The sequence below is a fragment of the uncultured Friedmanniella sp. genome (assembly GCF_964244285.1).
Taxonomy (GTDB): domain Bacteria; phylum Actinomycetota; class Actinomycetes; order Propionibacteriales; family Propionibacteriaceae; genus Microlunatus.
Genome location: NZ_CAXTHT010000001.1, coordinates 684,800 through 710,985, shown reverse-complemented (window position 1 = coordinate 710,985; position 26,186 = coordinate 684,800). Strand labels below are relative to the sequence as shown.

Sequence of the window (26,186 nt, the reverse complement as noted above, 5' to 3'; positions counted from 1 at the left end):
AGTCTCAGTTGACAGTCGAGGCACAGCCACGATTCTACTCATGCAACCTACGGTTGCGTAGGTTCGGTATCTGAGCGGCAACTTCGGGATGGTCAGCACACGGCCGTCGGCCAACACAGACAATTGCGGGGGCCACGCGCGAGGAGGGAGTCAGTTGGCAGCGGTGCGGATCAGCGATCAGAGGGCGAGTGGGCGGGTCGAGGCGGCGTGGGTGCTCTTCGGGCTGACGGACCTCGTCACCGTCCGGGACCTGATCCGGTCGAGGGTGCGTGAGGAGGTTGCTCGCTTCAACCTCAGCGAGCGGACGACCTTCTCCGGGCTGGTCCAGCCGACGGAGACCGAGGCCGTCGCCAACGGGTACCGGCTGACCCGCAGCCGCGCGCTCGACTGGGAGCGCCAGGCCGACATCGCCGAGCAGGCTTTCATGGCCAACGGATTCTTCATGCTGGTCGACGGGGTGCAGGTGGAGGAGCTCGACCACCTGATCGACCTGCGCACAGACCCGGAGGTCGGCTTCATCAGGCTCGTTCCGCTGGTCGGAGGGTGAGGGTCTCCGCGGCTCGGACGGAGGCCGAGGCCGATGACGTCCCGCTGCTGCCCACCCCGCCCGAGCTCGCCGCGCACTTCGCCATCCTCGAACCCCGACTTAGACCGGTCTTCGCGATCCAGATGTACGGCTACGGACTCCCGTCGAGAAGCCCCTTCCGCCCGATCTGCGCCGAAGCGGTCGCCTCGCTGTCGGACGAGCAGCGCCGCGCGGTGCTGGCGTACTTGTTTGACGTGGCCCTCGCACGGCCCAGGAACCGAGTCTTCCGCTTCAACGAGGAGAACGCGGGTCGCTGGCTGCTGCGCACGCTCGGTCGTCGACGGCTGGCGTGGACCGCGGAGCAGTTGGCCTGGCTGGCGCGGATGGTGCGGGTCCGACACCACGAGCTCGGTCCGGATGGGCTTGCGCCGACCCTCGCGCTGCTGACGGGCGCCGTCGAGCGGGTCGGAGCGGAGTCGGCCCCGCTGGCTCACGACCTCCGTTGGCTGGAGAGCTGGATGCTCCGCATCGTCGCCGAGAGCCACAACATGAGCACCCCGTACTGGTGGTGGTCCGACCCTGCGATCGAGGCCTACGCAGCCCGGCTGCACGCCGTGCTAGGCGAGTCGGGTCGGGCCACGCTGCCACCGCAGGTGCTCGACGACCGCGACACCTTCGGTGCCCGGGCGCGGGCGGCGATGCTGGCCGTGGCCGACGAAGCCGCGGTCGCCGACCTGGTCGTGCTGTTCCAGGAGTTCGGGTCGGCGCCTCGGCCTCCGGCGCGGTGGCGTAGGCGAATCAGTACCGCCCTGTCGGAGCATCACGGCTATCTGACGGTGGCGCGAGCGCTGGTGCAGTCCGCCCGTACACAAACGGACCCCGTCGTCGCCGACGGCGTCTGGGTCGAGCACTGGATCGCGCCGGAGTCTCAGGCGCTGGTCCGCGCCGCGGCCTGGACGGTAGCCCTTGCCGACCCGAGCGACCAGGTCACCTCAGAGTTGCGCGACCTCGCCGCTCACCTGGCCCGGTCCGCCGGCACGCGGGGGCTGAGCACCCGTTCAGTCACGGTCGTCAATGCCGTCGTCGCTGTGCTGCAGGAGCGGTGCGACAGCCCCGGTGGGCGAGCCGCCGTCGTCGGTGCACTGTCCGCCATCCGCCTGCGCGCCAGCAACCGGGCGCTGTCGATCACTATCGACAAGGCAGTCGCGGCGGTGGCCGCCACGGCTGGCATGAGCCCGGACGAGCTGACCGAACAGGTGATACCGACTTACGGTCTCGACGCCGAGGGCTGCCTGGTCCGTCGGGTCGGGGACGCCACCGCAACCCTGCGGGCGACCGCGGACGGCGGGCGGTGCGAGGTCGAGCTCTCCTGGGTCTCGGCGTCAGGCCGCCGCCTCCAGGCCGTACCAGCGGCCGTCCGCCGCGACCACGTCGATGAGCTGGCCAGCCTGCGCCGCCTCGTCAAGGACGTTCGGACGACCCTGCCGCCCCAGCGGGACCGTCTCAACCGGTACCTGGCCGCAAGGCGCACCTGGACCCAGGCGGCCTGGCGAGACCACTACCTCGACCATCCCGTGGTTGGTCTGCTAGCTCGGTCGCTGATCTGGAGGTCGGGGGCGGCGTGCGGTCTGCCGGAGCGCGGACCGGACGGGACGTGGCGGTTGCGCGCCGTCGACGGGCGGCTGGTCACACTCGACGCGACCGATCCGGTCACGCTGTGGCACCCGCTCGGGACGCCGTGGGAGGAGGTCAGTCGTTGGCGGGACCGGCTGACCGAGCTAGAGGTCAGGCAGCCCTTCAAGCAGGCCTTCCGCGAGATCTACCTGCTCACCCCGGCGGAGGAGCAGACCAGGACCTACTCGAACCGGTTCTCGGCCCACATCCTGCGTTACCGGCAGGCTGCCGCGCTGATGCGTGCGCGGGAGTGGCGCGCCCCGGGCCTGGGGGACTGGGACATGGGGGACGAGGGCGAGGCGGTGCGTTCGTTCGGCTCCGTGCGTGCGTGCTACTTCATGAGTGTGGTCGACCGGGGCTCGTACGAGGCCGAGTACTGCTGCACCGACCAGGTCCGCTTCGAGGCTCTCGACCCGGACGGTGAGTACGCGACGGTGCCGCTCGCCGACGTCGACGTGCTTATCTTCAGCGAGGCGATGCGCGATGTCGACCTCTTCGTCGGCGTCGCCAGCATCGGCGCCGATCCGCAGTGGCTCGACCACCAGGGTCCCCGCCACCACGACTACTGGCAGGACTTCTCGTTCGGCGCGCTCAGCACCTCGGCGGCCGTCCGCCGCGACGCGCTCCGGCGGATCCTCCCGCGGACCAAGATCGCCGACCGCGCCTATGTGGACGGACGGTTCCTTGTCGTGCAGGGACAGCTGCGCAGCTACAAGATCCATCTGGGCTCCGGCAACATCTTGATGTCGCCCAACGACACCTACCTGTGCATCGTCCCGGCTCAGCCGGCCGCCCGGCCGGCGGTCTACCTGCCGTTCGAGGAGGACGGCCGGCTGTCACTCATCCTGTCGAAGGCCTTCCTGCTCGCTGACGACCGCGCCATCTCCGACCCCACCATTGTGGCGCAGCTGCGCCAGCGATGAGTGTGGGCACTTTGCCGTTTCGGGTGTGACCATGAGACTTCTCCCGCTCGCGCTGTCGGTGCCACAGGCGCGACAGACAGGACGGTTACGCTGCCAGACGTGGCGCGACTGGACCGGATGAGAGAGTTCGTCGACCGGCTGCACCCGTCGGGACTGCTCTACGCCACCTACGAGCACCGGCTGATCGCCGAGCTGGACCGCAGCCGGCTGCCGCACCACGTCGCCGTGCTGGCCGACGGCAACCGTCGCTGGGCCCGGGACAACGCCCCGGGCCAGCCGCTGGTGGCCGGTTACCAGGCGGGGTCGGACAAGCTCAAGGAGTTCGTCGAGTGGTGCGAGGAGATCGGCATCCCGGTGGTCACCCTGTGGGTGCTGTCGACCGACAACTTCTCCCGCAGCAGCGACGAGGAGGTGGGGCCGCTGCTGGAGGTGATCGAGGAGATGGTCACCGACCTGGCCCAGAGCCGACGCTGGCAGGTGCACCCCTTCGGGGCTCTGGACCTGCTGCCGGACGCCTCCGCCGAGCTGCTCCGCCGAGCCGAGGCCGACACCGCCGAGCTGCCGGGAATGGTCGTCAACATCGCGATCTCCTACGGAGGTCGCTACGAGCTGCGGGACGCGGTCCGCTCGCTGCTGGCCGAGCACGCGGCCGCCGGCACCTCCATCGAGGAGCTCTCCCACACCCTCGACATGGACCACATCGCCGAGCACCTCTACACCAAGGGCCAGCCCGACCCCGACCTGATCATCCGCACCTCGGGCGAGCAGCGGCTGTCGGGCTTCTTGATGTGGCAGTCCGCGCACAGCGAGTTCTACTTCTGCGAGGCCCTGTGGCCCGACTTCCGCAAGGTCGACTTCATCCGGGCGCTCCGCTCGTACGGCCAGCGGGAGCGTCGATTCGGTCGCTGACCGGCCGCGGAACATCGTTGGGTAGACCTGAGCCGGGTAGTCGCGGCTCAGGTCTACCCGATCTGGTCTGGGAGGTCGTGGAGGCCCTGCTCAGGGGGTCCGCAGGGTCAGCCCGAGCAGGTCGGACAGACCCAGGTCGGGCTCGGTCCGCTGTCCCGTGGCTGGGTCGACGACGACGAGCCGGCCCGCGTTCAGCACCACCAGCCGGCGCCCGTCGGCGGACCAGACCGCGAGGCTGGTGATGTCGGCGGACGCGTTCGGCTCCTCCAGCTCGGTGACGACGTGGCCGGAGGTGAGATCGACCAGCTCGGCGATGCTGGAACCGTCCTCGCTGTAGGTCATGGACGCGGCGTAGCGGCCGTCGGGGGAGAGCAGACCGCCCCCACCGAACAGCTGCAACCGCTCAGCCGGGACGTGCGTGCTCCGGTGGGTCCTGCGGTCGTAGCGGACGGTGGTGCAGTCGTGGCCGATGCCGCACGTCGACAGCAGGTAGTGGTGCGGTCCCACAGCGAGGACGCTGCCCGTGGTGATCCGGTGCCACCGAGCCTGACGTCGCTCCCACACGCCGCCGGTGTCCACCAGCAGCAGGCCGCCGGATCCGTCCGCCACGAAGGAGCCGTTCTCGCCGAGGGACCTCACAGGCGTGCCGTCGGCGGTGACCAGGACCGCCGTCGAGCGGTCGCGGTCGGCGCGGGCGGTGATCCACAGCCGGCCCTGCGTCGCCGGCAGCACCGACGAGGCGCGCCGCAGCCGGCCCTGCAGCTCGAGCGCGGGCCGGTCGTCGGGCACCCGCAACCCGGGTAGCAGGTCCAGCGGCCGCAGCACGACCGCCGCCGGCAGGGCCAGGAAGCTGACCGGGCCGGAGGTGCCGAGGCCCGCCCGCGTCGAGGTCACCCGGCCGCTGGCCAGGTCGATCCGGTAGACGGTGTCGACGCTGCGGAGGAACAGCTCGCCGGACCCGGCGCCGGGCACGCCCGGACCGCTTCGCCGCAGCACCACGGGGTCGTCGGGCTGAGGCCGCCGGGTGGAGGACACGGGCAGCGGCGTCGGCAACGGGCGGGAGGACCGCGCTGCGGGGCTGGGGACGGGCAGCTCAGCCGCGACCCGCTCGCGCTGGAGCAGCGTCCCGACCCCGAGGACGGTGAGCAGCAGGACCGCCGCGACGACGAGCAGCAGGCGTCGCCGTCGGGCGGCGGGGGAGGGCGGCTGCGGGCCGGCCTCGAGCAGCTCGGGTCCTCCGCCGGCTGCGTCCACCCAGCCAGTATCGCCGCGCCGGCGTCGCGGTACCGTGGCGCCGAGGCCGACGCCGGGGTCGCCCAGAGCTTGAGGAGCCGCATGACCATCGCCCAGGTCGCCGTCGTCGGCGCGGGCTACATGGGCGGCGGCATCGCCCAGGTGCTCGCCATGGCCGGTTTTCAGGTCACGATTGCCGACGCGGACGCGACGACGACCCGTCACCACCTCGAGCGGCTGCGTCGCGAGGCTGTCGAGTTCGAGGAGCAGGGTCTCTTCGACCCGGGCTCGGCCGATCTGGTGGCGGCCAACCTGCACGCGGCGGACAGTCTCGAGGCGGCCGTGGCCGACGCGGACTACATCGAGGAGGCCGTGCTCGAGGTCCCTGAGGTCAAGGGCCCGGTGCTGGCGGCGATCGAGGCGGCCGCCCGTCCGCACGCGGTGATCGGCAGCAACACCTCGACGCTGCCGATCGGCGGCCTCGCCGCGAACCTGCAGCACGCCGGACGCTTCCTCGGCGTCCACTTCTCCAACCCGGCACCGTTCATCCCGGGCGTCGAGCTGATCGCCCACGCGGGGACCGATGAGGCAGCGGTGGTCGCTGCCGAAGACCTGGTGGCGCGGACGGGCAAGCTGAGCGCCCGCGTCTCGGACCGGGCCGGGTTCGTGCTGAACCGGCTGCAGTACGTGCTGCTCAAGGAGGCCGCCAGCCTGGTCGAGGAAGGCGTGGCCAGCGCCGAGGACGTCGACATCGTCGTCCGCACCACCTTCGGGTACCGGCTGCCGTTCTTCGGCCCGTTCGCGATCGCCGACATGGCCGGCCTCGACATCTACGCCGCGGGCTTCCGCACCCTGGCCGAGCACTACGGCGAACGGCTCGACCCGCCCGCCGTGCTCACCGAGCTGGTGGCTGAGGGCCACTACGGGGTCAAACAGGACGGCGGCTTCGTCATCCCGGCCGGTGACTCAGCCCCCCTCGTCGCCTACCGCAACCGTGCGTACGCCCGGCTCGGCCAGTTGCTCCGCGAGCTCGGCCCCGCCCCCCTCTGACCACTCCCGCTCGCCTCCCGCTCGACTCCCGCTCGACTCCCGCTCGACCGACAAGGAGACCCGTTTCATGGCCGTGTTGCACCGTCGCGCTCCGCGCTCCGGGGTCCTGAGCTTCGCCCGATCTCGCTCGTTCCTCCTGATTTCGGGCGACGTCGTCCGGAGCTCCAACAGAGGGGCGCGTCGCTCGAAATCACTCCTCACTCCCGAGAGGCTCCGCTCATGACCGTCCCGTACACCGCCGACACCTGGCCGGTCGCGGCCGCCATGCTCGCCTTCGGCGGCACCGACTCCCGGGGCGGACCGATCCAGGACGCGCCGGCGGAGGAGTGGGCCAAGCAGCTGCGGCTGGTCTCGCGGCTGGGCTTCACCGAGATCGACCCCACCGACACCTGGGTCCGGGTGGGCGACCTCGCCCCCGAGCGGCTGTCGGAGTTCCGCGAGGTGCTCGCCGCGGCGAACCTCACGATCCCGGCCATCTCCACCTCGCGGCGCAGCGTGATGGACCCCGAGCGCGGGGCCGAGTACCTCGACTACAGCCACCGGCTGCTCGACGTCGCCGCCGAGCTCGGTGTCCCGATGGTCAGCTACGGCTTCTTCCAGGCCTTCACCCCGGCGCAGACCAAGGCGCTGTGGTTCTGGCTGGAGGACGGCTGGCACGACGACGAGTCGCCGGAGGTGCGGGCCGTCGCCGCGAGCCGGATCCGTGAGCTGGCCGAGCACGCTCAGTCGAACGGGCAGCAGATCACCCTCGAGATGTATGAGGACACCTACATCGGCACCTGCGACTCGGCCGTGGCCTTCCTGAAGGAGGTCGACCACCCCGCCTGCGGGCTGAACCCGGACCTCGGGAACTTCATCCGGCTGCACCGCCCCCTGGAGCCGGTGCCCCAGATGTTCGAGAAGGTCCTGCCGTACGCGAACTACTGGCACGTCAAGAACTACCTGCGCGATGAGGACCCGGCCAGCGGTGTCGTCACCACCTTCCCGGTGCCGATGGACATGGGCCTGATCGACTACCGCGCCGCCATCACCCGGGCGCTGGACCTTGGCTTCAACGGGGCCTTCCTCTGCGAGCACTACGGCAGCGACGGCCTCGGCGTGATCGCCCGCAACCGCGAGTACGTCCGCAGCATCCTCGCCACTCTGCTCGACTGAGTCCCAGCCCGCCGACCCAGCACATCTGAACCCACTCTCCGGAGGAACAATGACGATCCCGACCTTCCCGTCCGAGCGCACCGCCGTGGTCACCGGAGCGGGCGGGCCGGCCGGCATCGGGCGCGCCACCGCCCGGACGCTGCTCGAGCAGGGCTGGCACGTGGCCCTGGTCGACGTCAACGCCGACGGGCTGGCGACGGTGGAGGCCGAGCTGCGGGAGGCCGGCCACTCGGGCCTGCTGAGCGTGGCCACCGACATCACCGACGAGGAGTCCGTGGCCGCCGCGTTCGCCCGGATCGACGCCGAGCTGCCGCCGGTGGCGGGCCTGGTCAACCTGGCCGGCATCGCCTGCCCGGTGCCGCTGCACGAGTGCGACGTGCCCCAGTTCGAGCGGGTGATGGCGGTCAACGTCACCGGTTCCTTCCTGATGCTGCGGGCCGCGGCGGAGCGGATGATCCCGGCTGGGGTCGGCCGGATCGTCAACACCGCTTCCATCACCGCCTTCGACGGCGGCGGGACCTTCTCCAAGGGCGTCTACGCCACCGCCAAGGCCGCGGTGATCGGGATGTGTCACGGCGGCGCCCGCGAGCTCGGCCCGTACGGCATCACGGTCAACGTCCTCGCCCCGGGGCCGGTCGACACCGAGATCATGGGCGGCAAGCTCACCGACGAGCGCAAGGAGTCGATGTCCGCGGGAATTCCGCTGGGCCGGGTCGGTCAGCCCAGCGAGATCGCCGCGACCATCGCCTTCCTGCTGTCCGAGGGCGGGGGCTACGTCAACGGCGCGACCATCCAGGTCGACGGCGGCAAGCACATGCACTGACCGGGGCCAACCCCACCACCCACCACCCACCACCCGAGGAGACGACGATGTCCACACAGGTGACCGGCCGACGGTTCGAGCTGACGGAGCAGGCCACGAAGAAGGTGTTCCGGCGGCTCGTTCCGTTCCTGCTGCTGATGTACGTCATCGCCTTCCTCGACCGCAGCAACGTCTCCTTCGCCCAGAAGGAGTTCCAGGCCGACTTCGGGATCAGCGCGGCCGCGTACGCCTTCGGAGCGGGCCTGTTCTTCGTCGGCTATGCGGTGTTCGAAGTACCCAGCAACGTGCTGCTGCACCGCGTCGGCGCCCGGTGGTGGCTGGCCCGGATCATGGTGACCTGGGGCATCGTGGCCGCGTGCTTCGTCTTCGTCCAGGGGCCCACGAGCTTCTACGTGCTGCGCTTCCTGCTCGGGGTCACCGAGGCGGGCTTCTTCCCGGGCGTGATCATGTTCCTCACCTACTGGGTGCCGGCGCGGCACCTGAGCCGGGCCCGCGGCTACTTCTACATGGGGATCGCGATCGCCGGCATCCTCGGTAACCCGCTCTCGGGCGGGCTGCTCGAGCTGGACGGCATCGCCGGTTTCCGCGGCTACCAGTGGATGTTCGCGGTCGAGGGGATCATCGCCATCGCTGTCGGCGTCTGGTCCTACTTCTACCTGACCGACCGGCCGGCGGCGGCGACCTGGCTCGAGCCCGACGAGCGGACCGCGCTGGTGGAGACCATCGAGGGCGAGGACCAGGCCAAGTCCGAGGGTTCCGGTCCCGCGCACGTCTGGGCTGCGCTGGCCAGCTGGCGGGTCTGGTACTTCGCCGCCATCTACTTCTGCATCCAGATCGCCGTCTACGGCGTCACCTTCTTCCTGCCCACCCAGGTCACGGCGATCACCGGTCAGAAGCTCGGCTTCGCGGCCTCCCTGGTCACCGCCATCCCGTGGGTCTTCGGCCTCGCCTCGGTGGCGTTCTTCCCCGGCCTGGCCGACCGGACCCGCAGGCACCGGCTGATCGGCAGCGGCCTGCTGCTCGTCACCGCGCTCGGGATCGCCGCGTCCGGTGCCCTCAGCGGAACGCCCGTGCTGGCCATCGCCGGCCTGTCGCTCGCCGCGATCGGCTTCGTGGCGATGCAGCCGATCTTCTGGACCCTGCCGACGGAGTACATGACGGGTTACGCCGCGGCGGCGGGCATCGGCCTGATCAACTCCCTCGGCAACCTGGGCGGCTTCCTGGCCCCGAACATGCGCGACTACTTCGTCGAGCACGTCGGCCCGAACGCCGGCCTCTACTCCCTGGCCGTGGGGGCGGTGGTCGGCGCGGTCCTGTTCGCCCTCACCGCGTTCTTCCGCCGCGCCAACGACGTGGAGGCCGGCCAGATCGAGGGCGTCCGCGTCGTCGTGCCGCACTGATGCCCAGCCTGGAGCAGCTCCTCGGCGGCCGCCCGGACGGGCCGGAGGTCGATGTCGCGGCACTGGCCCAGCGGGTGGCCGCGTCGGGACGGGTGCTGCTGGTGCTCGACGACGACCCGACGGGGACGCAGTCGGTCGCGGACCTGCCGGTCCTGATGGACTGGTCGCCCGAGTCGCTCGGCTGGGCGTTGGACCAGGGTCGGCCGGCCGTCTACGTGATGACCAACACCCGCAGCCTCGACCCGGCCGAGGCCGAGCAGCGCAACGTCGAGGTGGCCCGGAACGCCCTGGCGGCGGCTGCCGAGCGGGGCACCGAGCTGTGCTTCGTCTCGCGTTCGGACTCGACCCTGCGCGGCCACTTCCCGCTGGAGACCGACGTCCTCGCGCGCGAGATCGAGGCGGTGACCGGCCGCGCGGTGGACGGCGTGCTGCTGGTGCCGGCCTTCGGGGACGCCGGCCGGGTCACCGTCGACGGCGTGCACTACACCGGCGCGCCGGGCGGCTTCGTGCCGGTGGGGGAGAGCGAGTTCGCCCGCGACGCCACCTTCGGCTACGCCTCGTCGGACCTGCGCGACTGGGTGGCGGAGAAGTCCGAGGGACAGATCCCGGCCGAGGACGTCGCCGCCATCGACCTCACCACCCTGCGGACGGCTCGCACCGAGGTCGTCCAGGTCCTGCGCAGCCTGCATGAGGGCCGGCCGGTCGTCGTCGACATCGTGACCGAGAACGACCTCCGGCTGCTGGCTCAGGCGGTGCTGGACGCCGAGGACGCCGGCTCGGTGTTCCTCGTCCGGGCCGGGCCGCCGTTCCCGCGGGCCCTGGTCGGTCAGGCGCCGCACCCGCCGCTCCGCGCCGACGACCTGGCCGCCATCCGTCGGGGCGGCCTGGCCGAGGACGCGCGCGGGGGTCTGGTCGTGGTGGGCTCCCACGTGGCCCTGACCACCAGCCAGCTCGAGGCCCTCGTCACGCGTCGCGACCCGGTCCGGATCGAGCTCGACGTCGCCGCGGTGCTCGGGGACGGCGTGGACGGCTACGTGAGCGACGTGGCTGCCCGGGCAGCCGAGGCGCTGGCCGAGGAGGACGTGGTGGTCAACACCAGCCGCCTCCGCGTGGACGGCGTCAGCAGGGACGAGTCGCTCGCCATCGCCCGTCGGGTCTCGACCGCGCTGATCGAGGTCGTGCAGCAGGTGCTGGCCGTCCGGGCGCCCCGCTTCGTGGTGGCCAAAGGCGGCATCACCTCCTCCGACGTCGCCGCGCGCGGCCTCGGCATCACCCGGGCCATGGTCCGCGGACCGATGCTGCCCGGCATCGTCTCGCTCTGGGAGCCGGCCGGCGGCCCGGCCCGGGGGATCCCGTACGTCGTCTTCGCCGGCAACGTCGGCGGACCTGAGAGCCTCGCCGACGTCGTCGACCTGCTCGCCGCTGACCACACCACCGTGAGCCCGAAGGAGAACCGTCCGTGAGCACCGTCGCCGTCCTCGGCCTGGGCGCCATGGGGCTGCCCATGGCCCACGTCCTGACCGCCGACCACACCGTCCGCGGCTACGACCCGACGCCGGCACGACGGGAGGCGGCCACCGGTCTCAGCGCGGTCTGCACCAGCGCCCGGGAGGCGGCGCAGGACGCCGAGGTGGTGCTGCTCGCCGTCCGCAACGCCGCCCAGCTGGACGACGCCCTCTGGGGTGAGGACGGGGTGGCCGGGGTCCTGGCCGGCGACGGGGTGGTGCTGCTGACCTCCACCGTCGGCATCGAGGCGGTCCGCGCGACGGCTGAACGGCTGGTCGCCGCCGGGCTCAAGCTGGTCGACGCGCCGGTGTCGGGCGGGCCGGTCCGGGCTGGCCACGGGGACCTTCTGATCACTGTCGGAGCGGACGACGAGGCCTACGGCGCGGCCGAGCCGCTGCTGCAGGCGATGGCGTCCACCCTGATCCGGGTGGGTCCGCGTCCCGGGGACGGCCAGGCGATGAAGACGGTCAACCAGCTGCTCTGCGGGGTGCACATCGCCGCGGCGGCCGAGGCGCTGGCGCTGGCCGGTTCGCTCGGTCTCGACCAGGCGCTCGCGCTGGAGACCCTGCAGGCCGGGGCCGCCGCGTCGTTCATGCTGGGTGACCGTGGCCCGCGGATGCTGCAGGCCGGCGACGAGGGCGGGGCCGAGGTGCGGAGCCGGCTCGACATCTTCGTCAAGGACATGGGCATCGTGAACACGGCCGCCCGTCGCGCCGGGCTGGCCACGCCCGTCGCCGCCGCCGCCGAACAGCTCTACCTGATCGGCCAGGCCCGGGGCCTGGCCGCTGCCGACGACTCCAGCGTGATCACCCTGCTGGCGCCGGCGGCCGTGGACTGAGGGTTCCGCCTGCGGCCTTCCCGTGCCTCGTCGAGGAAGTGGGTCCCTCGGCCGGCATCTGTCAGTGGTCGTGCCCATGATGAGGTCCTCAACCAGGGAGACGGGGATACTACGCTGACAAGCACAAGGAGGGTCAGGCCATGGGTGCTGTACGTGTGCTCGAGCGAACGCCGATGTCGTGGACTGCGTACGCGGACCTGCCCGAGGACATGCGCGGTGAGTACATCGATGGGGCGCTGGTGATGTCGCCTAGCCCAACCCGCCTCCACCAGCGGGTCTGCAGCCGGTTGGCGAGCGGGCTGGATGCGGCGGTCGTCGACGGATTCGAGGCCGCTGCTGGCTGGTCATGGCGCGGCGGTCAGGACGAGTTCATACCGGACGTCATGGTCTACGCGGAGACAACTGACTCCATTCGCCTGACCGGCACGCCGGTTCTGTGCGTCGAGGTGCTGTCGACCAACCGTTCGGCCGATCTGGTGGTGAAGGCCACCAAGTACGCGGCCCAGGGCGTGGATCACTACTGGACGGTCGACCTCGATCGCCGTGTCGTAGACATATTCGAGCGGGTCGGCACGACGTACCGGCTTGAGCAGTCAGTCACTGCGGATGAGCCGGTCGCCGTGGGCTTCGGGGCCGGGCGGCTGCTGATCAATGTGGACGAGCTGCTCAGTTGAGCGGTGCGCCAGATGCTGGACCGGTGAGATCGACGTCGGTCTCGTCAGCGATCTGGAAGATCGAGATGACGGGATCGTCCTCGGCCTCGGCGTCATCCTCCGCCGGGGCTGAGTTGCGGCGCGGCTCATAATCAAACGGATAGCCCTTGTCGCGGAGGAAGCGCTCGCGGTACGCCCAGTGCGCGGTCTGACCGACGTGCTCGATCATCGCGTAGTTCATCCCCGCCCCCACCACAACGCCCGCGACGGGCACGATCTGGCCGAGCTTGGCCTTCGTCAGCCGCAGGGCCAAGGCCTTGAACAGCGGTTGGAGGATCTTCGACAGCGCTGACTTGTTGAGCTGATCGGTCGCGGCTTTCCGCGCAAGCATCTGAGTCAGTCGGAACAGGTCGGCGTAGGCAGCATTCTTTGCCGTCGTTCCTGCCGCGGTGCCGTAGCTGAGCACTGCGCCGTGGAACAACTGCTCGTACTCATCGGTCGGGTCGTAGCCGTAGTACATGCCGATCTCGGCCGTGAGACGGGTCGAGGTCACCAGGACGGTTGCAGTGTCGGCGGCGAAAGCGCCTGCGGCAACGCCAAATCCCGGCGCTGCACCGGCGCCGGCGCCGAAGATGCTTCCTCCCGCGGCGACGATGGTACCGCCGGCCATAGCCGCACCTGACAACATGCCCCCCGCTCCGGCACCCGCCGCAGAGCGGTGGATCAGCCCTCAGGGCCTGACCGCGTCGATCACCTTGAGATCGAGTGCGCGGATGTCTTCCATGGTCGTCACGGACGCATCCCGACGGGCGAACTTCTTGATCAGGCGTTTGTTGCTCAAGGTGAGGAGCGCAGTGGTGCTCAAGGCCTTCCCGAGCCCCTCGACGGCCTGCTCGTAGGCACCGGCACCCAGATCGATGGCTCGATCGGCATAGGGAATCTTGCGCACACCCTCGACCGCTTTCTGGCCGGTCTCTTGGGCCACCCGCGACAACCGGTTCCGGGGCCGAACTGCGTCTTCGTGCTTGCGCTCGACAATTTTGCGGGCCTCATCGTGCTCGTACGGGGAGAACGTTGCCATTGGGTGCCTCTCGTCAGACATCGAAGACCTTCATCACTTCATCCCCGTAGTCGTTGATCACTTTGACGGCGATCTGGCCTGTCTCCGGCCGCTCGAAGGGGCGGGACTCCGTCCGGTACAGGCTGGCCCAAGCGTCCGGGTCGATATCGGCCTTGAGCGCAACCTTGAGCCGCTTGTACGGGTCGTTACCCCCGGTGAAGTAGCAGTGCCGGACGAAGAACGACTCCTGGTTGTAGTTCGTGTCGATCATCCACAGGGCGATCCGGTCGGTCGTCCGGCTGCGAACCTCCCCGGTCGTCGGATCGAAGACGTCGACCCCTTTGAGATCCACGACGAGCTGGCCGTCGTCGAGAGTGCGGATCTCGATGTCGGGTTCGCCGAAGATTGTGAACAGGTTCCCCGCGCCGGTCTTCTTGAGGTCTTCGCCCATCAACAGGTCGACGTTCATCCGGACGAGGAGTACGGGAATGCGGCCGACCCGCCGCTCGCCGGCAACGTTGGCGAACCCTTCGACGCTCGCCTCGACGGTCACGCCGTCGGACTCGGTGACGTCCGTGGCCTGGGCGTCGAAGGCGAAGCCGAGGACCACGACCAGGTCGACGTTGCCTGCCCGGATCGCCTCGCGGGCGGCGTTCTTGATGATGCCTTGGCTGACGGTGCCGTACTGGGGACCGATGGCGATGCCGATCCGGGAGCCCGACTCGTCGTCTTGAACGCCGATCGCCTGCAGGTACGCGCCGGCGTAGGACTCGGTGGTCGCGAAGGTGATGCGCTCGTCTCGACGCCCGTTCTGGATGCCCGCCTTGGCCAGGTTGTCCAGGATGGACTGCTCGAAGGACGGCGCCTCGGCATCGGTGGCGGCGGCCTGCTGGCTGATGCTCTCGCGGTTGGCCTCGTCCGTCGTACCGGTGAACGCCGGGCTGCGGTGGGGACTCAGGCTCTCGACGGTGAACGGTCCGGCCACCCGCACCTTGTTCTTGTCCTCGTACGGCTTGTCGTAAAGCACCTCGAACTCGGCGTGCTTCTTGATCGCCCTGTCGATGTCCTCACGGCTCATCCCCTCGTAAATATCGGGGTTGTTCGCGATCGACTTGAGGGTGATGTGCTGCACCCGCTCGTAGACAAAGCCGTGCCGGATGTCGTTCGTCACCTCCGCCGGCGGCAGCAGTTTCTGGCTGACCTCCTGCTCCTTCGCCCGACCCTCGACCGAGTCGGCCTTGAGGTAGTACGGAAAGCGCGCGCCCATCACCCGCTGCCGAGCGAGCGCCAGAGCAACCCGGGAGGTGTCGATGGTGATCCAGCGGCGACCCCATTGCTCGGCGACGTACGCCGTGGTGCCCGAGCCGCAGGTTGGGTCGAGGACGAGGTCGCCTGGGTCGGTACACATGAGCATGCACCGCTCGATGACCTTCACGTTGGTTTGTACGACGTAGATCTTGTCCATCGCGCTGCCTGATTGAGTGTCATCCCACAAGTTGGTCACTGGGTACGCTGGGAAGTCGTCGAGGTAGCGAACATAAGATAGAGACGAATCAGTCGCCATCAGCCGGCGAGCATACCCGAGATTTTTCATCCCAACTTTGTTGGTCTTCCAGCCCTTGTTTCCGGGTGTGAAAAGGATCCCATTAAAGTCGACAGGGAAAACGGTAGTCTGACCTGACCGGACCATGTCAGACGTGAGCGGGCTTGCTCGCAGGAGCCTACCGGTCGTCCGACCTCCCGCGCGTTCGCTAACCGTTGCGGGTCGGAGGATGCCATTAGGCTCTTCAATCGTGCGATAGGCCGAGGCACCGGTGCTCTCCGGAGATTTGCCCCGATATAGTTGGCGAAATTTGGTCGACTCAAGATTCTTTGCGAACCAGATAACGTAGTCACATGTGCTGGCCAGAGTAGTTGTTCCGCCGGAGAAACTGCCTACCGCGCTAGTTTTCTTGAATGCGACTTGTGCAATGAAATTGTCGCTACCCAATACCTCGTCCATCAGGCTGCGCACGAGGTGGACGTTCTCGTCGCCGATCTGGACGAACACGCTGCCGCTCTCGGTCAGCAGGTCCCGCGCGGCGAGCAGTCTGTCCCGCAGATACGACAGGTACGAGTGGATGCCCAGCTCCCAGGTGTCCCGGAAGGCCTTGATCTGCTCGGCCTCGCGGGCGGCGTCCTCCAGCTTGCCGTCCTTAACGTCCCGCTTCCTCGTCGAGGCCTGCCAGTTCGAGCCGAACTTGATGCCGTACGGCGGGTCGATGTAGATCATCTGGACTTGCCCGCGCAGCGACTCGCGTTCGGCCAAGGACGCCATCACCTGCAAGGAGTCGCCCAGGATCATCCGGTTCGACCAGTTGGCCTGGTGAGCGTAGAAGTCGACGATGTCGAGCTCGTTCAGGCCGTCGAAGCTCTCGAACAGCGTGGCCTCGGGCTCAGGCTCCTCTCCCTTCGAGGTCCGCCGCAGGTTCTCGACCAGCACCCGCGGGTCGATCTTCTCCTGGATGTAGATGGGCGCGGCGTCGGCCACCAGGTCGGCCGACTCGGTGTCCTTGCCGCGCCACACCAGCTGCGGGTCCAGGGTCGGGTCGCGGGGATACCGGACCTGTTGGACGGTATCGAGCTCCTCGGTGCCGAAGTCTTCGACCGCGTCCGCCGTGGGCAGGTTGACCCGCTTGTCGGTGTGCTTGATGGCCTCGACCGGGGTGGCGCCGGCCGGCTTGCGGCTACGAGGCGGCACGACGCAGATCCATGAAGTCGAGGACGTCCGGGTCGCCGATGATCGGCTCGTCCGCATAGAGCGCATCCACCGCCGCCGTCAGCCGCGAGCGGACGTCCACCATCGAGGTGATCTCGACGTAGCCCCAGCGTCCGAAGCCGCCGTGGTTGTTCACCGCGGCGCACCACTGGTCCCGGGCCGTCGCTGCCTTCGCCGCGGTCGGGCCGGGACTCTTCAGGCCACCGGACACCTCGACGACCAACGTCCGGTCGAATTCTTCCCCGGGAGCGCGGTCGAGCCGCAGCAAGAAGTCGGGCAGGTAGGAGTGGCTGCGCCCTTGATGGACGTAAGGGATCACGAAGCCGAGGTGGTCGTTCTTGGCGTACGCCGCCACCCGCGAGCCGGGCAGCTCGCACTCCAGCGCCAGGATCTGTTCCCAGGTGTTGCCGCCGGCGCCGTCAAGCACCACGTGGCTGATCTCGGAGCGCTCGGTCTCGATCGCGGGCTTTCGCGTGACGAACGAGACGTCGGCCGTTGACCCGACGGCATTCGCGCGCCGCAACAGAGGTCGTAGTCGTTCCCGACGGTCGCCGACCGATACCGCGATCGCTCGGTCGATCTGCTCGACGGCCTCGGCCCGACGCTCGGCGGACGTCATCAGGTGACCGACGACGAACCCGTCTGCGACGTCGACGCAGTCACGCAGCCAGCCGGCGCAGATGGTCACCAGCTGCGGGAACAGCCAGGGTCGGGGCACCTCGTCCAGGACGGTGAACCGCGTGAGCAGCAGCCGGCGGGCCAGGTCGTACGCCACCTGCTGCGGCCGGAACGACCCGGGATCGGCGGTACTGACGGTCTCGCCCTGGCCGACAATGCCCTCGACCTCGGTCATGGTGGGCACGGTGCTCGGGCCGATCTCGAACCGGGGCAGCTCGGCCGAGTCGAAGATGAGGGGCTCATCCGGCAGCTCGACGTGATAGCCCTCGAGCTGAGGAAAGCTGATCCGCAGGTGCTCCCGACCGGGTACGGACCCCACGACCAGCGCCGGTGGCCGAGGCAGCACCTCCGCGGTCTCCCGGTCGGTGGGAATGAACGCGAACGGGATGCCGTAGACGTTGGCGTACTCGACGTCGAAGAGGCCGGTCTCGGGGTCGATGGCGTAGGAGCGCCGCCGTAACCCCCGTCCCACGACCTGTTCGCACAACAGCTGGCTGCCGAAGGCGCGAATGCCCAGGATGTGGCTGACCGTGTTGGCGTCCCAGCCCTCGGTCAGCATGGCGACACTCACCACGCAGCGCACGCCTTCGCCGAGCTTGCCCCGCTTGCCCACCGTGTTCAGGACCTCGCGGAGCAGGTCCTCATCACTCACCTCGTCGGTGTTGACGCCGGGGTTGCGCAGTCGCAGATGCGCCTTGAAGGTGGCGATCTCGGCCGCCGCGACCGCCTTGAAGTCGTCCTTCATGCCCAGGCCCGACTCGAGCTGCGCCGAGTCGACCAGGATCGAGCGCGGTCGGGCCAACGCACGTCCGTCCTCGACGTTGCTGAACAGCTCCAGTTCGCCGCTGCGTTGGGCGCCGGACTCACTCGGCCCGCCGGCAATCCAGTCGTAGACCAGCTTGGACACCACGGTGTTGGGGCAGACGACGATGAAGACCGGCGGCGGCTCACCGTGAGGGGCGAGGACCCGCTCCCAGTGGGCGTAGGACGTGAGGTAGCTGCGGTAGAGGCTGAGCAGCGCTCCCTCAAGCTCCTTGGGAGGCACCCAGCCGCCCGGGCCCGTCGTGGTCGGAGCCCGCTTCTTGGGGAGCTGGTCGCCGATGTGGTCCCAGAGCCGGAGGTAGGTGATGAGGTCACCAGCCGCGTCGTCAAAGACGGGTGTCCGTGGGATCTTGACGATCCCGGACTCGATCGCGTCCATCAGCGAGAAGTCGCTGACCACCCACGGAAAGATGTAACCCTCGTTGTACCCGGAGCCACCGAGGTAGAACGGCGTCGCTGACAGGTCGAAGACCGTCTTGACGCCGATCTTGCGGTGGACGGCCTGCAGCCCCTTGAACCACACACGCGCGTCGGCGTTCGCGTCCTGCTGCTCTTTGGACAGCTTGGACACCGTCTCGATCGGCTTGTCCTGGTAGCAGTGGTGGGCTTCGTCGTTGAAGACCACAATTCGTTCCGAGCTGGAGCTGAAGGCCCGCAGGACCCGCGAGACCATGGCGTCCGGGGTCTCGCGGAAAGGGTCCAACTTCTTGCCCGCGAGCAGGATCTTGCGGGTGGTCGTCGCGACGCCCTTGATCTCCTTGGCGTCACGGAGCAGGAACGCGTGGTAGTTCGTGATCACCAGCTGCGCCTGCTTGAGCGCGCCTTTGAGCTCGGCCGGCACGAGATCGCGCTCGTCGTAGTAGTTGCCGGGCTCACCGGGCCGCAACACCTGCAGCCGGTCGCGGATGGTGATGCCGGGCGTGATGAGCAGGAACCGTTTGGCAAAGCGTGCGTCGCGGGGGAACGTGACCTTGTTGCAGGTCTGCCAGGCGATCAACATGGCCATCACCACGGTCTTGCCGGCGCCCGTGGCCATCTTCAGCGCCATCCGCGGCAGGCCCAGGTTGTGCTCGGCGTTGGCGTCAGCAACCCGTCGACGCCAGTCCGCGTACCCGTGCCGACCGGCCACCTCGGTGAGGAAGATCGCGGTCTCGGCGGCCTCGCGCTGGCAGAACAGCACCCGGTTGTCCCGCTCGGGGTCGGCCCAGTAGAGCAGCAGGTTGCGGGTGGTCGGGGTGACGTGGTCGTAGTCGCGGTGGCGCCATAGGGCGACTTCGCGGCGGAGCTCGTTGATGAGGCCGTTCGCCTCGCGACGCTCCCCGGTGTGGTCGAGGTCGAGGCTGTCCTGCCCTGTGCCGTCGGCGATGCTCCTGCCCTTGCGTGTGGCGGCGATCGGGATGAAGGACTCGCTGGGACGACGGCTCACCTTGATCACCCCGGTCGGGCCGTGCGGTCCCATCTCGAAGTGACGCCCAGGACTGTCGTAGGGGCCGTTGAGGATGGGGCCGACCGACGGGGCGCTGAGCAGCGTCTCGGTCGGGGGGGCCATGAAGCAATGTATACATTGCAGACGCACGAGTCCGCGCGCCGCACGGTTAAGTCGTGTTCCCCAAACCGGTCGTCTCACCGGTTGACGCGGTCGCGTTGGGCCGCACGTTCAGGGACCGCCGCGAGCAGCTGGGCCGAGCCCAGGACGAGCTGGCGATCGCGGTGGGGATCAGCCGGGTGGCCCTGCAGAACATTGAGGCGGGTCTGTCGGACCGGGCACACCAACGTCCGCTCAATCCACGGTTGACGACGCTCGTGGCCCTGTGCCGCGAGCTCGACGGGCGCCTGATCATCGATCTGGCCCAGCCCCACGGGGTGGTCGTCGAGTTCGACCCCGTAGCGGACGAGTGAACAGCCGGCTCGCGTCGTGAAGACCTACGTCGCCGTCACCGACCAGCGGTGGTACCGGTTCCTGGCTGCTCGGCCACACCTGACGGAGGCCAACTTCTGGATGCCGGGTGGGGGTCCGGCCGTCTTCGGGGCGGTCGCGCCAGGGGAGTCGTTCCTGTTCAAGACTCACCGGCCGCACAATCGGCTGGTGGGGGGCGGGTTCCTGAGCGACTACCGCCAGCTGCGGCTCAACTCGGCTTGGGAGACGTTCGGTGAGGCCAACGGCGTCGGCTCGCTGGACGAGATGAGGGCCGCTATCGGCCAGTACCGGCGGCGTGCGCTCGAACCGTACGAGAACCCGGTGATCGGCTGCGCGATGCTGCGCGACACGGCGTTCTTCGAGCTCGCCGACCTCCGTCCGACGTCAGCGGAGTTTGCCGGGAATCTGGTTCGCGGCAAGAGCTTCGAGATCGGACGGCAGCCCGACTCCAGCATCGAAGAGGCCTTCAGGCGGCTGCTCGACGACTCGCCGGCCGGCCTTACCCCGATGGATCTCGCCTACGTCGACGAGCGAGCCATGTTCGGCAGCCCGCGGCTATACACCCCGCGGCTCGGGCAGAGATCCTTCGCGGCGGTGATCGAGGACGCGTACCACCGTCGCTGCGCCATCACGGGAGCGAAGATCCGGCCGGCGTTGCAGGCGGCGCACATCAGACCGGTCGCGCAGGCCGGGCAGCACCGGGTCGACAACGGGCTGCTGCTGCGCGCAGACGTGCACATCCTGTTCGACCGCGGCTATCTCGGCGTGCACCCCATCACGCACGGGCTCCAGGTCAGTAGCCGCTTGCGGCAGGACTTCGGCAACGGTGAGGAGTTCTACCGCCGGGAAGGCGAGCCGATCGGGGTGCCGACGAAGACGGTGGAACGGCCGAACACGGAGTTCCTCGAGTGGCACCTGGACGAGGTCTTCCACGGCTGAGGCCTTGCGTCGTCAGGATGCCGGAGCGAAGCCCGGCGGCCCGGGGACGGCGGCGTGACGATCCGATGAAGAATCGGCGTGGCACCTGGGACGGCTCCGCGCTCGGCCGTAGCGTCGGCGTCACGGGCCGTGGGAAGCGGCCCGTCCGGGAGGCGATGCATGCACCGTCAGCTGACGGTCACCACCCTCGAGCCGCTCGCGGTTCGACGTCCTCTCCGGCCCACCACCTGACCGTGGGGCCGGGCGTGGAAAGCGTGCGGCCCCCAAGAAGGGCAGACCTCGTGTCCGAACGCCGCACGTACGTCATCGACACCTCCGTCCTGCTGAGCGACCCGCACGCGCTGCGCCGGTTCGCCGAGCACGACGTCATCCTGCCCATCGTGGTCATCACCGAGCTGGAGGGAAAACGGCACCACGCCGAGCTCGGCTTCTTCGCTCGAACCGCGTTGCGGCATCTGGACGAGCTGCGGGTCGAGCACGGTCGGCTGGACGCCCCGATCCCGGTCAACGACGTCGGCGGCACCGTGCACGTCGAGCTCAACCACACCGACGCCGAGGTGCTGCCGGCCGGTTTCCGGCTGGGCGACAACGACTCGCGCATCCTGGCCGTGGCCCTCAACTTCGCCGCCGAGGGCCGCCCGGTGACGCTGGTCTCCAAGGACCTGCCGATGCGGGTCAAGGCTTCGGCGGTGGGCCTGCCGGCCGAGGAGTACCGGGCCGAGCTCCCTGCGTCCGGAGAGTGGACGGGCATGGCCGAGGTCGAGGTGGACGGCGCCCAGATCGACGAGCTGTACGCCACCGGGACGCTCGACCTGGAGGAGGCGCGCAACCTGCCCTGCCACACCGGCGTCGTGCTGCTGAGCAGCAGCGGCTCCGCGCTCAGCCGGGTCACCGCGGGCAAGGAGCTGCGGCTGATCAAGGAGCGGGACGCCTTCGGCCTGCACGGCCGCTCAGCCGAGCAGCGGGTGGCCCTCGACCTGCTGCTCGACCCGGCGGTGGGGATCGTCTCCCTCGGTGGCCGGGCCGGCACGGGCAAGTCGGCGCTGGCGCTGTGTGCCGGTCTGGAGGCGGTGCTCGAGCGCCGCCAGCACTCCAAGGTCGTCGTCTTCCGTCCGCTCTACGCCGTCGGCGGCCAGGAGCTCGGCTACCTGCCCGGCAGCGAGGGCGAGAAGATGGCGCCCTGGGCCCAGGCGGTCTTCGACACCCTCGGTGCGGTCACCTCCAAGGTGGTCATCGAGGAGGTGATGGAGCGCGGTCTGCTGGAGGTGCTGCCGTTGACCCACATCCGCGGCCGCTCGCTGCACGACGCGTTCGTGATCGTCGACGAGGCCCAGTCACTCGAGCGCAACGTGCTGCTCACCGTCCTCAGCCGGATCGGGCAGGAGTCGCGGGTCGTGCTGACCCACGACGTCGCGCAGCGGGACAACCTGCGGGTCGGCCGGCACGACGGCGTGGTCGCGGTGGTGGAGAAGCTGAAGGGCCACCCGCTGTTCGCGCACGTCACGTTGCACCGTTCCGAGCGTTCACCCATCGCCGCCCTGGTCACCGAGATGCTCGAGGACGTTGGCATCTGAGGCTCCTGGGACCCGTGTGGCGCGGCGGTCACGGCAAGGTCACCATCTGCTCAGGGTTCGGTGAAGATTTCGTTTTGGTAACGGCGGTATGGCACGCTACTTGACGTGCGCCGTCTCGTTCACCATGCTGCCGCGGGCGTCGGCTTCGTCGCCGCCGTGACTATGGCTGCCGTCGTGGGCCTCGGCAGCCCCGCGGTCGAGACCGCCGCCGTTGCCGCCCCTGGCCTCTCCGTCGGCGTACCGGCCAGTACGCCCAGCGCCGAGCCCGCGGTCGAGAACGCTGCCGACCGGATCGCCCGCGAGGCGGAGGAGACCCGTAGCGCGACCCGGGCGCAGCTCGTCGCGGCCAGCAGCCAAGCGGCGCAGCGCGCGGCGGCTCTGGACCAGCAGAGCCGGGCCATCGCCGAGCAGCGGAGCAAGATCAAGGCTGACCAGAAGGCAAAGCTCGCCGCAGCCGCCAAGGCCGAGGCGAAGGCGAAGGCTGCGGCCGCCAAGGCCAAGGCCGAGGCCCTGGCTGCGGCCGAGGCGGCGGCGAAGGCCGTCAACGAGCAGGGCTACAAGCCGGGGACCTCCGATCCCCGCGAGATCGCCCGCCAGATCCTCAAGAACAAGTTCGACTACGGCGACGACCAGTACAGCTGCTTCAACAACATCATCATCCGCGAGAGCAACTGGAGCGTCACCGCCAGCAACCCCAGCGGCGCGTACGGCATCCCCCAGGCCAAGCCCGGATCGAAGATGGCCTCCGCGGGCAGCGACTGGCGGACCAACCCGGCCACCCAGATCACCTGGGGCATCCAGTACATGAAGTCCCGCTACGGCAGCCCGTGCGCCGCCTGGAGCTTCAAGCGCTCCCACGGCTGGTACTGAATATCTGCCCTCGCTTCGCTCGGGCGCGGATTCCGCTCTAGCCCGCCACGTCGTCGTCGCCGGTGAACGGAAAAGGCTGTTCACCGGCTCCTCCTCCGCACGAGGGCGCGCGTCGCCTGCCGGTCTCCGAGCCCAGCGAGCCGGGGTTCCACGGGCTCGTCGACCGGGTCCTCGCCCCGCCGCCTACAACGTTATAGAGTCCGCTGCATCGTCTAGCAGGAGGCGGAGCCGGTGGCACCCACGATCCACGACGTCGCCCGGCTGGCCGAGGTGTCGATCAAGACTGTCTCGAACGTGCTCAACGACTATCCGCACATCCGGCCCGCGACCAAGCAGCGGGTGCTCGACGCGATCAAGACGCTGGACTACCGGCCCAACCTGACGGCGCGCGGGCTGCGCTCGGGGCGGACGGGGCTGGTCAGCCTGATCATCCCGGACCTGCGCAACGCCTACTTCGCCGAGCTGGCCGACGTGGTGATGGGCGCGGCGGACCAGCGTGGCCTGTCGGTGATCATCTCCCAGTCGGGTGCCGACCGCGAGCGTGAGCTCAGCCTGCTCCGGGGCCCGCGGATGCAGCTGGTGGACGGCATCCTCTTCAGCGTGCTGGCGCTCAGCGAGAGCGACCACGACCTCCTCGCCGAGATCCGGACGCCGATGGTGCTGCTGGGGGAACGCATCCTGCACGGCCCGAAGGACCACGTGACGATGCGCAACACCGCAGGGATGCGGGCGGCCACCGAGCACCTGATCAGCCAGGGTCGACGTCGGCTGCTGGCCTTCGGGGCCGACGACGCCCAGGGTCTCGGTTCGGCGACGCTGCGGCTCGAGGGCTACCAGCAGGCGCTCGCCGCGGCCGACATCGCGTTCGACGAGGACCTCGTCGTGGACGTGGTCGGCTGGTTCCGCAGCACCGGCGCTGCGGCGATGCGCGCCTTCCTGGACCGGGGCATCGCCTTCGACGGGGTGGTCGCGTTCAACGACGCCATCGCCCTCGGCGCCATGCGGGTCCTCCAGGAGGCCGGGCTCTCCATTCCCGACGACGTCGCGGTCATCGGGTTCGACGACATCGACGAAACCCGCTACACCCTCCCGACGCTGTCCACCGTCGATCCGGGCCGGCGGGAGATCGCCGAGGTGTCGTTGCGGTTCCTCGCCGAGCGGATCGAGCAGCCGTCCATGAGCGACCTGCCGCCGCGGGAGTACCTGTCCGAGTTCTCCGTCATCGCCCGGGAAAGTTCATCGATGAAGAAGTTTTCCGCAGAGTCTTGACAGCCTGGAGGTGAGTTTGCATGATACGTCTACAACGTTTTCCTATAACGTTGTAGGAGCGACGCAGGCGACGCCTTCGGCCGGGGGCCAGCGAACCTGCCGACGACGACGTCCATGCACCCCGAAGGGACCCTCAGTGAAGAGACCAGTACTCGCCGGCCTGTCGGCGATCGCCCTGAGCGTGCTGCTCGCGGCCTGCGCCACGAGCGGCAACAACAGCGGCGGCGGGGGCAGCAGCGCTCCCAGCGCCGAGGAGTCGGGCACCAGCCCGAAGCTCACGAACTGCACCAACAAGATGCTCAACGACGCACCGCAGGTGTCGGTCTGGGGCTGGTACCCCAACATGGCGAACGTGGTCGACAACTTCAACAAGGCCCACACCGACGTCCAGATCTGCTGGAACAACGTCGGCCAGGGCGCGGACGAGTACACCAAGGTCCAGACGGCCATCTCGGCCAAGAAGGGCCTGGCCGACGTGGTCATGCTCGAGTCCGACCGCATCCCGAGCTTCAGCATCCAGAATGCGCTCGTGGACCTGACCCCCTACGGGGCGAGCGACGTCCAGGGCAACTTCAGCGAGGGTGCGTGGAAGGACGTCTCGCAGGGCGGCAAGGTCTTCGCGATCCCGGTGGACGGTGGCCCGATGGCCCTGATCTACCGCACCGACGTCTTCAAGAAGTACGGCATCGACAAGGCGCCGGCGACCTGGGACGAGTACGCCGCCGACGCTCAGAAGGTCAAGGCTGCGGGCGGACCGGTGTTCGGGGACGTCGGTTCCAACGTGCCGGCCTCGTTCATCCCGCTGCAGATCCAGAAGGGTGCGCAGCCCTTCACCTATGACCCGGCCAAGCCCCAGGACCTGGGCGTCAAGATGAACGACCAGGCGTCCAAGGACATCTTCACCTACTGGGCGAACCTCACCACCAAGGGTCTTGTCGGCACCCAGGACCAGTTCACCACCGACTACATCTCCGGCGTGGTGAACGGCAAGTACGCGACCTACACGTCTGCGGCGTGGGCGCCCGGCTACCTGACCGGCGCCGGCGTGGGCAAGGGCAAGTCCGACGGCGTGTGGGCGGTCGCACCGCTGCCGCAGTGGGACACCGCGAACCCGGTGGCCGCCAACTGGGGCGGATCAGCCTTTGCGGTGACCAACCAGGCCACCGACAAGAAGCTCGCCGCCATCGTGGCCAAGGGGATCTACGCCGATGACACCTCGCTGACCGAGGGCTGGAAGAAGCAGATCATCTTCCCGCTCAACAAGAAGGTGCTGAGCTCACCGGAGTTCATCAACAACCAGGCGGACTTCTTCAGCGGCCAGACGGCCAACAAGGACATCTACATCCCGGCCGCCGAGGCGTACAAGGGCACGACGTACTCACCCATCGCCACCTACTACTACGCCCAGCTGCAGGCGATGCTGGTCAAGATCGACTCGGGCAAGGTCAGCCCCAGCGATGGTGCCGACCAGCTGCAGGCCGACATCGTCAAGTACGCCAAGGGCCAGGGTTTCAACGTCACCGAGTAGCTCCGCGCCCCACCGCAGCACCGACCACCCACCCCGCCTCGGAGGACCGTCTCCGGGGCGGGGTACCCACCCGGAAGGAT

Annotated in this window: 21 protein-coding genes; 16 read left to right on the top strand and 5 right to left on the bottom strand. The window is 69.1% G+C overall.

Going from position 1 to position 26,186, the window contains the following annotated elements; genetic code table 11:
• Positions 1-154 precede the first annotated feature (154 nt).
• The 3 genes from ACFE7W_RS03340 to ACFE7W_RS03330 all read left to right on the top strand — a co-directional run bounded on the left by ACFE7W_RS03340 (position 155) and on the right by ACFE7W_RS03330 (position 4,032).
• The gene (locus ACFE7W_RS03340; RefSeq protein ID WP_375423342.1) at positions 155-547 is read left to right on the top strand and encodes a hypothetical protein; all 393 of its coding nucleotides are present in this window, start codon (positions 155-157) and stop codon (positions 545-547) included.
• Entirely contained in the window at positions 544-3,123 is a 2,580-nt protein-coding gene (locus tag ACFE7W_RS03335) for a DUF4132 domain-containing protein (RefSeq protein ID WP_375423341.1), read from the top strand. Before ACFE7W_RS03340 ends, ACFE7W_RS03335 begins: the two co-directional genes overlap by 4 nt.
• A 117-nt stretch (positions 3,124-3,240) precedes the next feature.
• A complete protein-coding gene (locus ACFE7W_RS03330) occupies positions 3,241-4,032 on the top strand; it encodes an isoprenyl transferase (RefSeq protein WP_375423538.1) in 792 nt (263 codons plus the stop codon).
• Between the two features lie 90 nt (positions 4,033-4,122).
• Here the strand turns inward: ACFE7W_RS03330 and ACFE7W_RS03325 are convergent, their stop codons facing one another.
• A complete protein-coding gene (locus ACFE7W_RS03325; protein WP_375423340.1) occupies positions 4,123-5,286 on the bottom strand; it encodes a hypothetical protein in 1,164 nt (387 codons plus the stop codon).
• An 81-nt stretch (positions 5,287-5,367) separates the two neighbouring features.
• On the opposite strand from ACFE7W_RS03325, the gene ACFE7W_RS03320 reads away from it, so the two are divergent.
• The 7 genes from ACFE7W_RS03320 (at position 5,368) to ACFE7W_RS03290 (ending at position 12,711) form a co-directional block, all read left to right on the top strand.
• Positions 5,368-6,315 (top strand): 3-hydroxyacyl-CoA dehydrogenase family protein, encoded by a 948-nt coding sequence (locus tag ACFE7W_RS03320; RefSeq protein ID WP_375423339.1) that lies wholly within the window; start codon positions 5,368-5,370, stop codon positions 6,313-6,315.
• A 219-nt stretch (positions 6,316-6,534) separates the two neighbouring features.
• Positions 6,535-7,470, top strand: a complete 936-nt coding sequence (locus tag ACFE7W_RS03315; protein WP_375423338.1) for a sugar phosphate isomerase/epimerase family protein — start codon at positions 6,535-6,537, stop codon at positions 7,468-7,470.
• A gap of 49 nt (positions 7,471-7,519) precedes the next feature.
• A complete protein-coding gene (locus ACFE7W_RS03310) occupies positions 7,520-8,293 on the top strand; it encodes an SDR family NAD(P)-dependent oxidoreductase (protein WP_375423337.1) in 774 nt (257 codons plus the stop codon).
• A 47-nt stretch (positions 8,294-8,340) separates the two neighbouring features.
• Positions 8,341-9,693 (top strand): MFS transporter, encoded by a 1,353-nt coding sequence (locus ACFE7W_RS03305; protein ID WP_375423336.1) that lies wholly within the window; start codon positions 8,341-8,343, stop codon positions 9,691-9,693.
• A complete protein-coding gene (locus tag ACFE7W_RS03300) occupies positions 9,693-11,156 on the top strand; it encodes a four-carbon acid sugar kinase family protein (RefSeq protein WP_375423335.1) in 1,464 nt (487 codons plus the stop codon). Before ACFE7W_RS03305 ends, ACFE7W_RS03300 begins: the two co-directional genes overlap by 1 nt.
• Positions 11,153-12,037: an NAD(P)-dependent oxidoreductase gene (locus ACFE7W_RS03295; protein WP_375423334.1), complete on the top strand. Its 885-nt coding sequence runs from the start codon at positions 11,153-11,155 to the stop codon at positions 12,035-12,037. The genes ACFE7W_RS03300 and ACFE7W_RS03295 overlap by 4 nt, the downstream gene beginning before the upstream one ends.
• A gap of 140 nt (positions 12,038-12,177) precedes the next feature.
• Positions 12,178-12,711 carry a Uma2 family endonuclease gene (locus ACFE7W_RS03290; RefSeq protein ID WP_375423333.1) on the top strand — a complete coding sequence of 178 codons (534 nt, stop codon included), beginning with the start codon at positions 12,178-12,180 and terminating at the stop codon, positions 12,709-12,711.
• On the opposite strand, the gene ACFE7W_RS03285 is transcribed toward ACFE7W_RS03290, so the two are convergent.
• Genes ACFE7W_RS03285 through ACFE7W_RS03270 form a run of 4 tightly spaced genes read right to left on the bottom strand, consistent with a single transcriptional unit; the run spans position 12,704 to position 19,557 of the window.
• Positions 12,704-13,360, bottom strand: coding sequence for an EcsC family protein (locus ACFE7W_RS03285; protein ID WP_375423332.1), 657 nt, complete (start codon positions 13,358-13,360; stop codon positions 12,704-12,706). The genes ACFE7W_RS03290 and ACFE7W_RS03285 overlap by 8 nt on opposite strands.
• 60 nt (positions 13,361-13,420) lie before the next feature.
• Positions 13,421-13,771, bottom strand: a complete 351-nt coding sequence (locus tag ACFE7W_RS03280; protein ID WP_375423331.1) for a hypothetical protein — start codon at positions 13,769-13,771, stop codon at positions 13,421-13,423.
• A 13-nt stretch (positions 13,772-13,784) separates the two neighbouring features.
• A complete protein-coding gene (locus tag ACFE7W_RS03275) occupies positions 13,785-16,490 on the bottom strand; it encodes a site-specific DNA-methyltransferase (RefSeq protein WP_375423330.1) in 2,706 nt (901 codons plus the stop codon).
• A complete protein-coding gene (locus ACFE7W_RS03270) occupies positions 16,477-19,557 on the bottom strand; it encodes a BPTD_3080 family restriction endonuclease (protein ID WP_375423329.1) in 3,081 nt (1,026 codons plus the stop codon). Before ACFE7W_RS03270 ends, ACFE7W_RS03275 begins: the two co-directional genes overlap by 14 nt.
• A 53-nt stretch (positions 19,558-19,610) precedes the next feature.
• Between ACFE7W_RS03270 and ACFE7W_RS03265 the strand changes: the two genes are divergently transcribed.
• The 6 genes from ACFE7W_RS03265 (at position 19,611) to ACFE7W_RS03240 (ending at position 26,106) form a co-directional block, all read left to right on the top strand.
• Complete coding sequence (locus ACFE7W_RS03265) at positions 19,611-19,907, top strand: helix-turn-helix transcriptional regulator (protein ID WP_375423328.1); 297 nt, start codon at positions 19,611-19,613, stop codon at positions 19,905-19,907.
• A 16-nt stretch (positions 19,908-19,923) separates the two neighbouring features.
• A complete protein-coding gene (locus ACFE7W_RS03260) occupies positions 19,924-20,865 on the top strand; it encodes an HNH endonuclease (RefSeq protein ID WP_375423327.1) in 942 nt (313 codons plus the stop codon).
• Between the two features lie 281 nt (positions 20,866-21,146).
• Complete coding sequence (locus tag ACFE7W_RS03255; RefSeq protein WP_375423326.1) at positions 21,147-22,439, top strand: PhoH family protein; 1,293 nt, start codon at positions 21,147-21,149, stop codon at positions 22,437-22,439.
• A 105-nt stretch (positions 22,440-22,544) separates the two neighbouring features.
• The gene (locus tag ACFE7W_RS03250; protein ID WP_375423325.1) at positions 22,545-23,309 is read left to right on the top strand and encodes a transglycosylase SLT domain-containing protein; all 765 of its coding nucleotides are present in this window, start codon (positions 22,545-22,547) and stop codon (positions 23,307-23,309) included.
• Positions 23,310-23,540: 231 nt separating this feature from the next.
• Complete coding sequence (locus ACFE7W_RS03245; RefSeq protein WP_375423324.1) at positions 23,541-24,578, top strand: LacI family DNA-binding transcriptional regulator; 1,038 nt, start codon at positions 23,541-23,543, stop codon at positions 24,576-24,578.
• Between the two features lie 136 nt (positions 24,579-24,714).
• Positions 24,715-26,106 (top strand): extracellular solute-binding protein, encoded by a 1,392-nt coding sequence (locus tag ACFE7W_RS03240; RefSeq protein WP_375423323.1) that lies wholly within the window; start codon positions 24,715-24,717, stop codon positions 26,104-26,106.
• The last annotated feature ends 80 nt before the right edge of the window (positions 26,107-26,186 follow it).

Excerpts from the sequence above, each read along its gene's own strand:
- ACFE7W_RS03330 (WP_375423538.1), top strand. The coding sequence starts at position 3,241 with ATGAGAGAGTTCGTCGACCGGCTGCACCCGTCGGGACTGCTCTACGCC.
- ACFE7W_RS03320 (WP_375423339.1), top strand. The coding sequence starts at position 5,368 with ATGACCATCGCCCAGGTCGCCGTCGTCGGCGCGGGCTACATGGGCGGC.
- ACFE7W_RS03315 (WP_375423338.1), top strand. The coding sequence starts at position 6,535 with ATGACCGTCCCGTACACCGCCGACACCTGGCCGGTCGCGGCCGCCATG.
- ACFE7W_RS03310 (WP_375423337.1), top strand. The coding sequence starts at position 7,520 with ATGACGATCCCGACCTTCCCGTCCGAGCGCACCGCCGTGGTCACCGGA.
- ACFE7W_RS03305 (WP_375423336.1), top strand. The coding sequence starts at position 8,341 with ATGTCCACACAGGTGACCGGCCGACGGTTCGAGCTGACGGAGCAGGCC.
- ACFE7W_RS03300 (WP_375423335.1), top strand. The coding sequence starts at position 9,693 with ATGCCCAGCCTGGAGCAGCTCCTCGGCGGCCGCCCGGACGGGCCGGAG.
- ACFE7W_RS03290 (WP_375423333.1), top strand. The coding sequence starts at position 12,178 with ATGGGTGCTGTACGTGTGCTCGAGCGAACGCCGATGTCGTGGACTGCG.
- ACFE7W_RS03285 (WP_375423332.1), bottom strand. The coding sequence starts at position 13,360 with ATGGCCGGCGGTACCATCGTCGCCGCGGGAGGAAGCATCTTCGGCGCC.
- ACFE7W_RS03280 (WP_375423331.1), bottom strand. The coding sequence starts at position 13,771 with ATGGCAACGTTCTCCCCGTACGAGCACGATGAGGCCCGCAAAATTGTC.
- ACFE7W_RS03270 (WP_375423329.1), bottom strand. The coding sequence starts at position 19,557 with ATGGCCCCCCCGACCGAGACGCTGCTCAGCGCCCCGTCGGTCGGCCCC.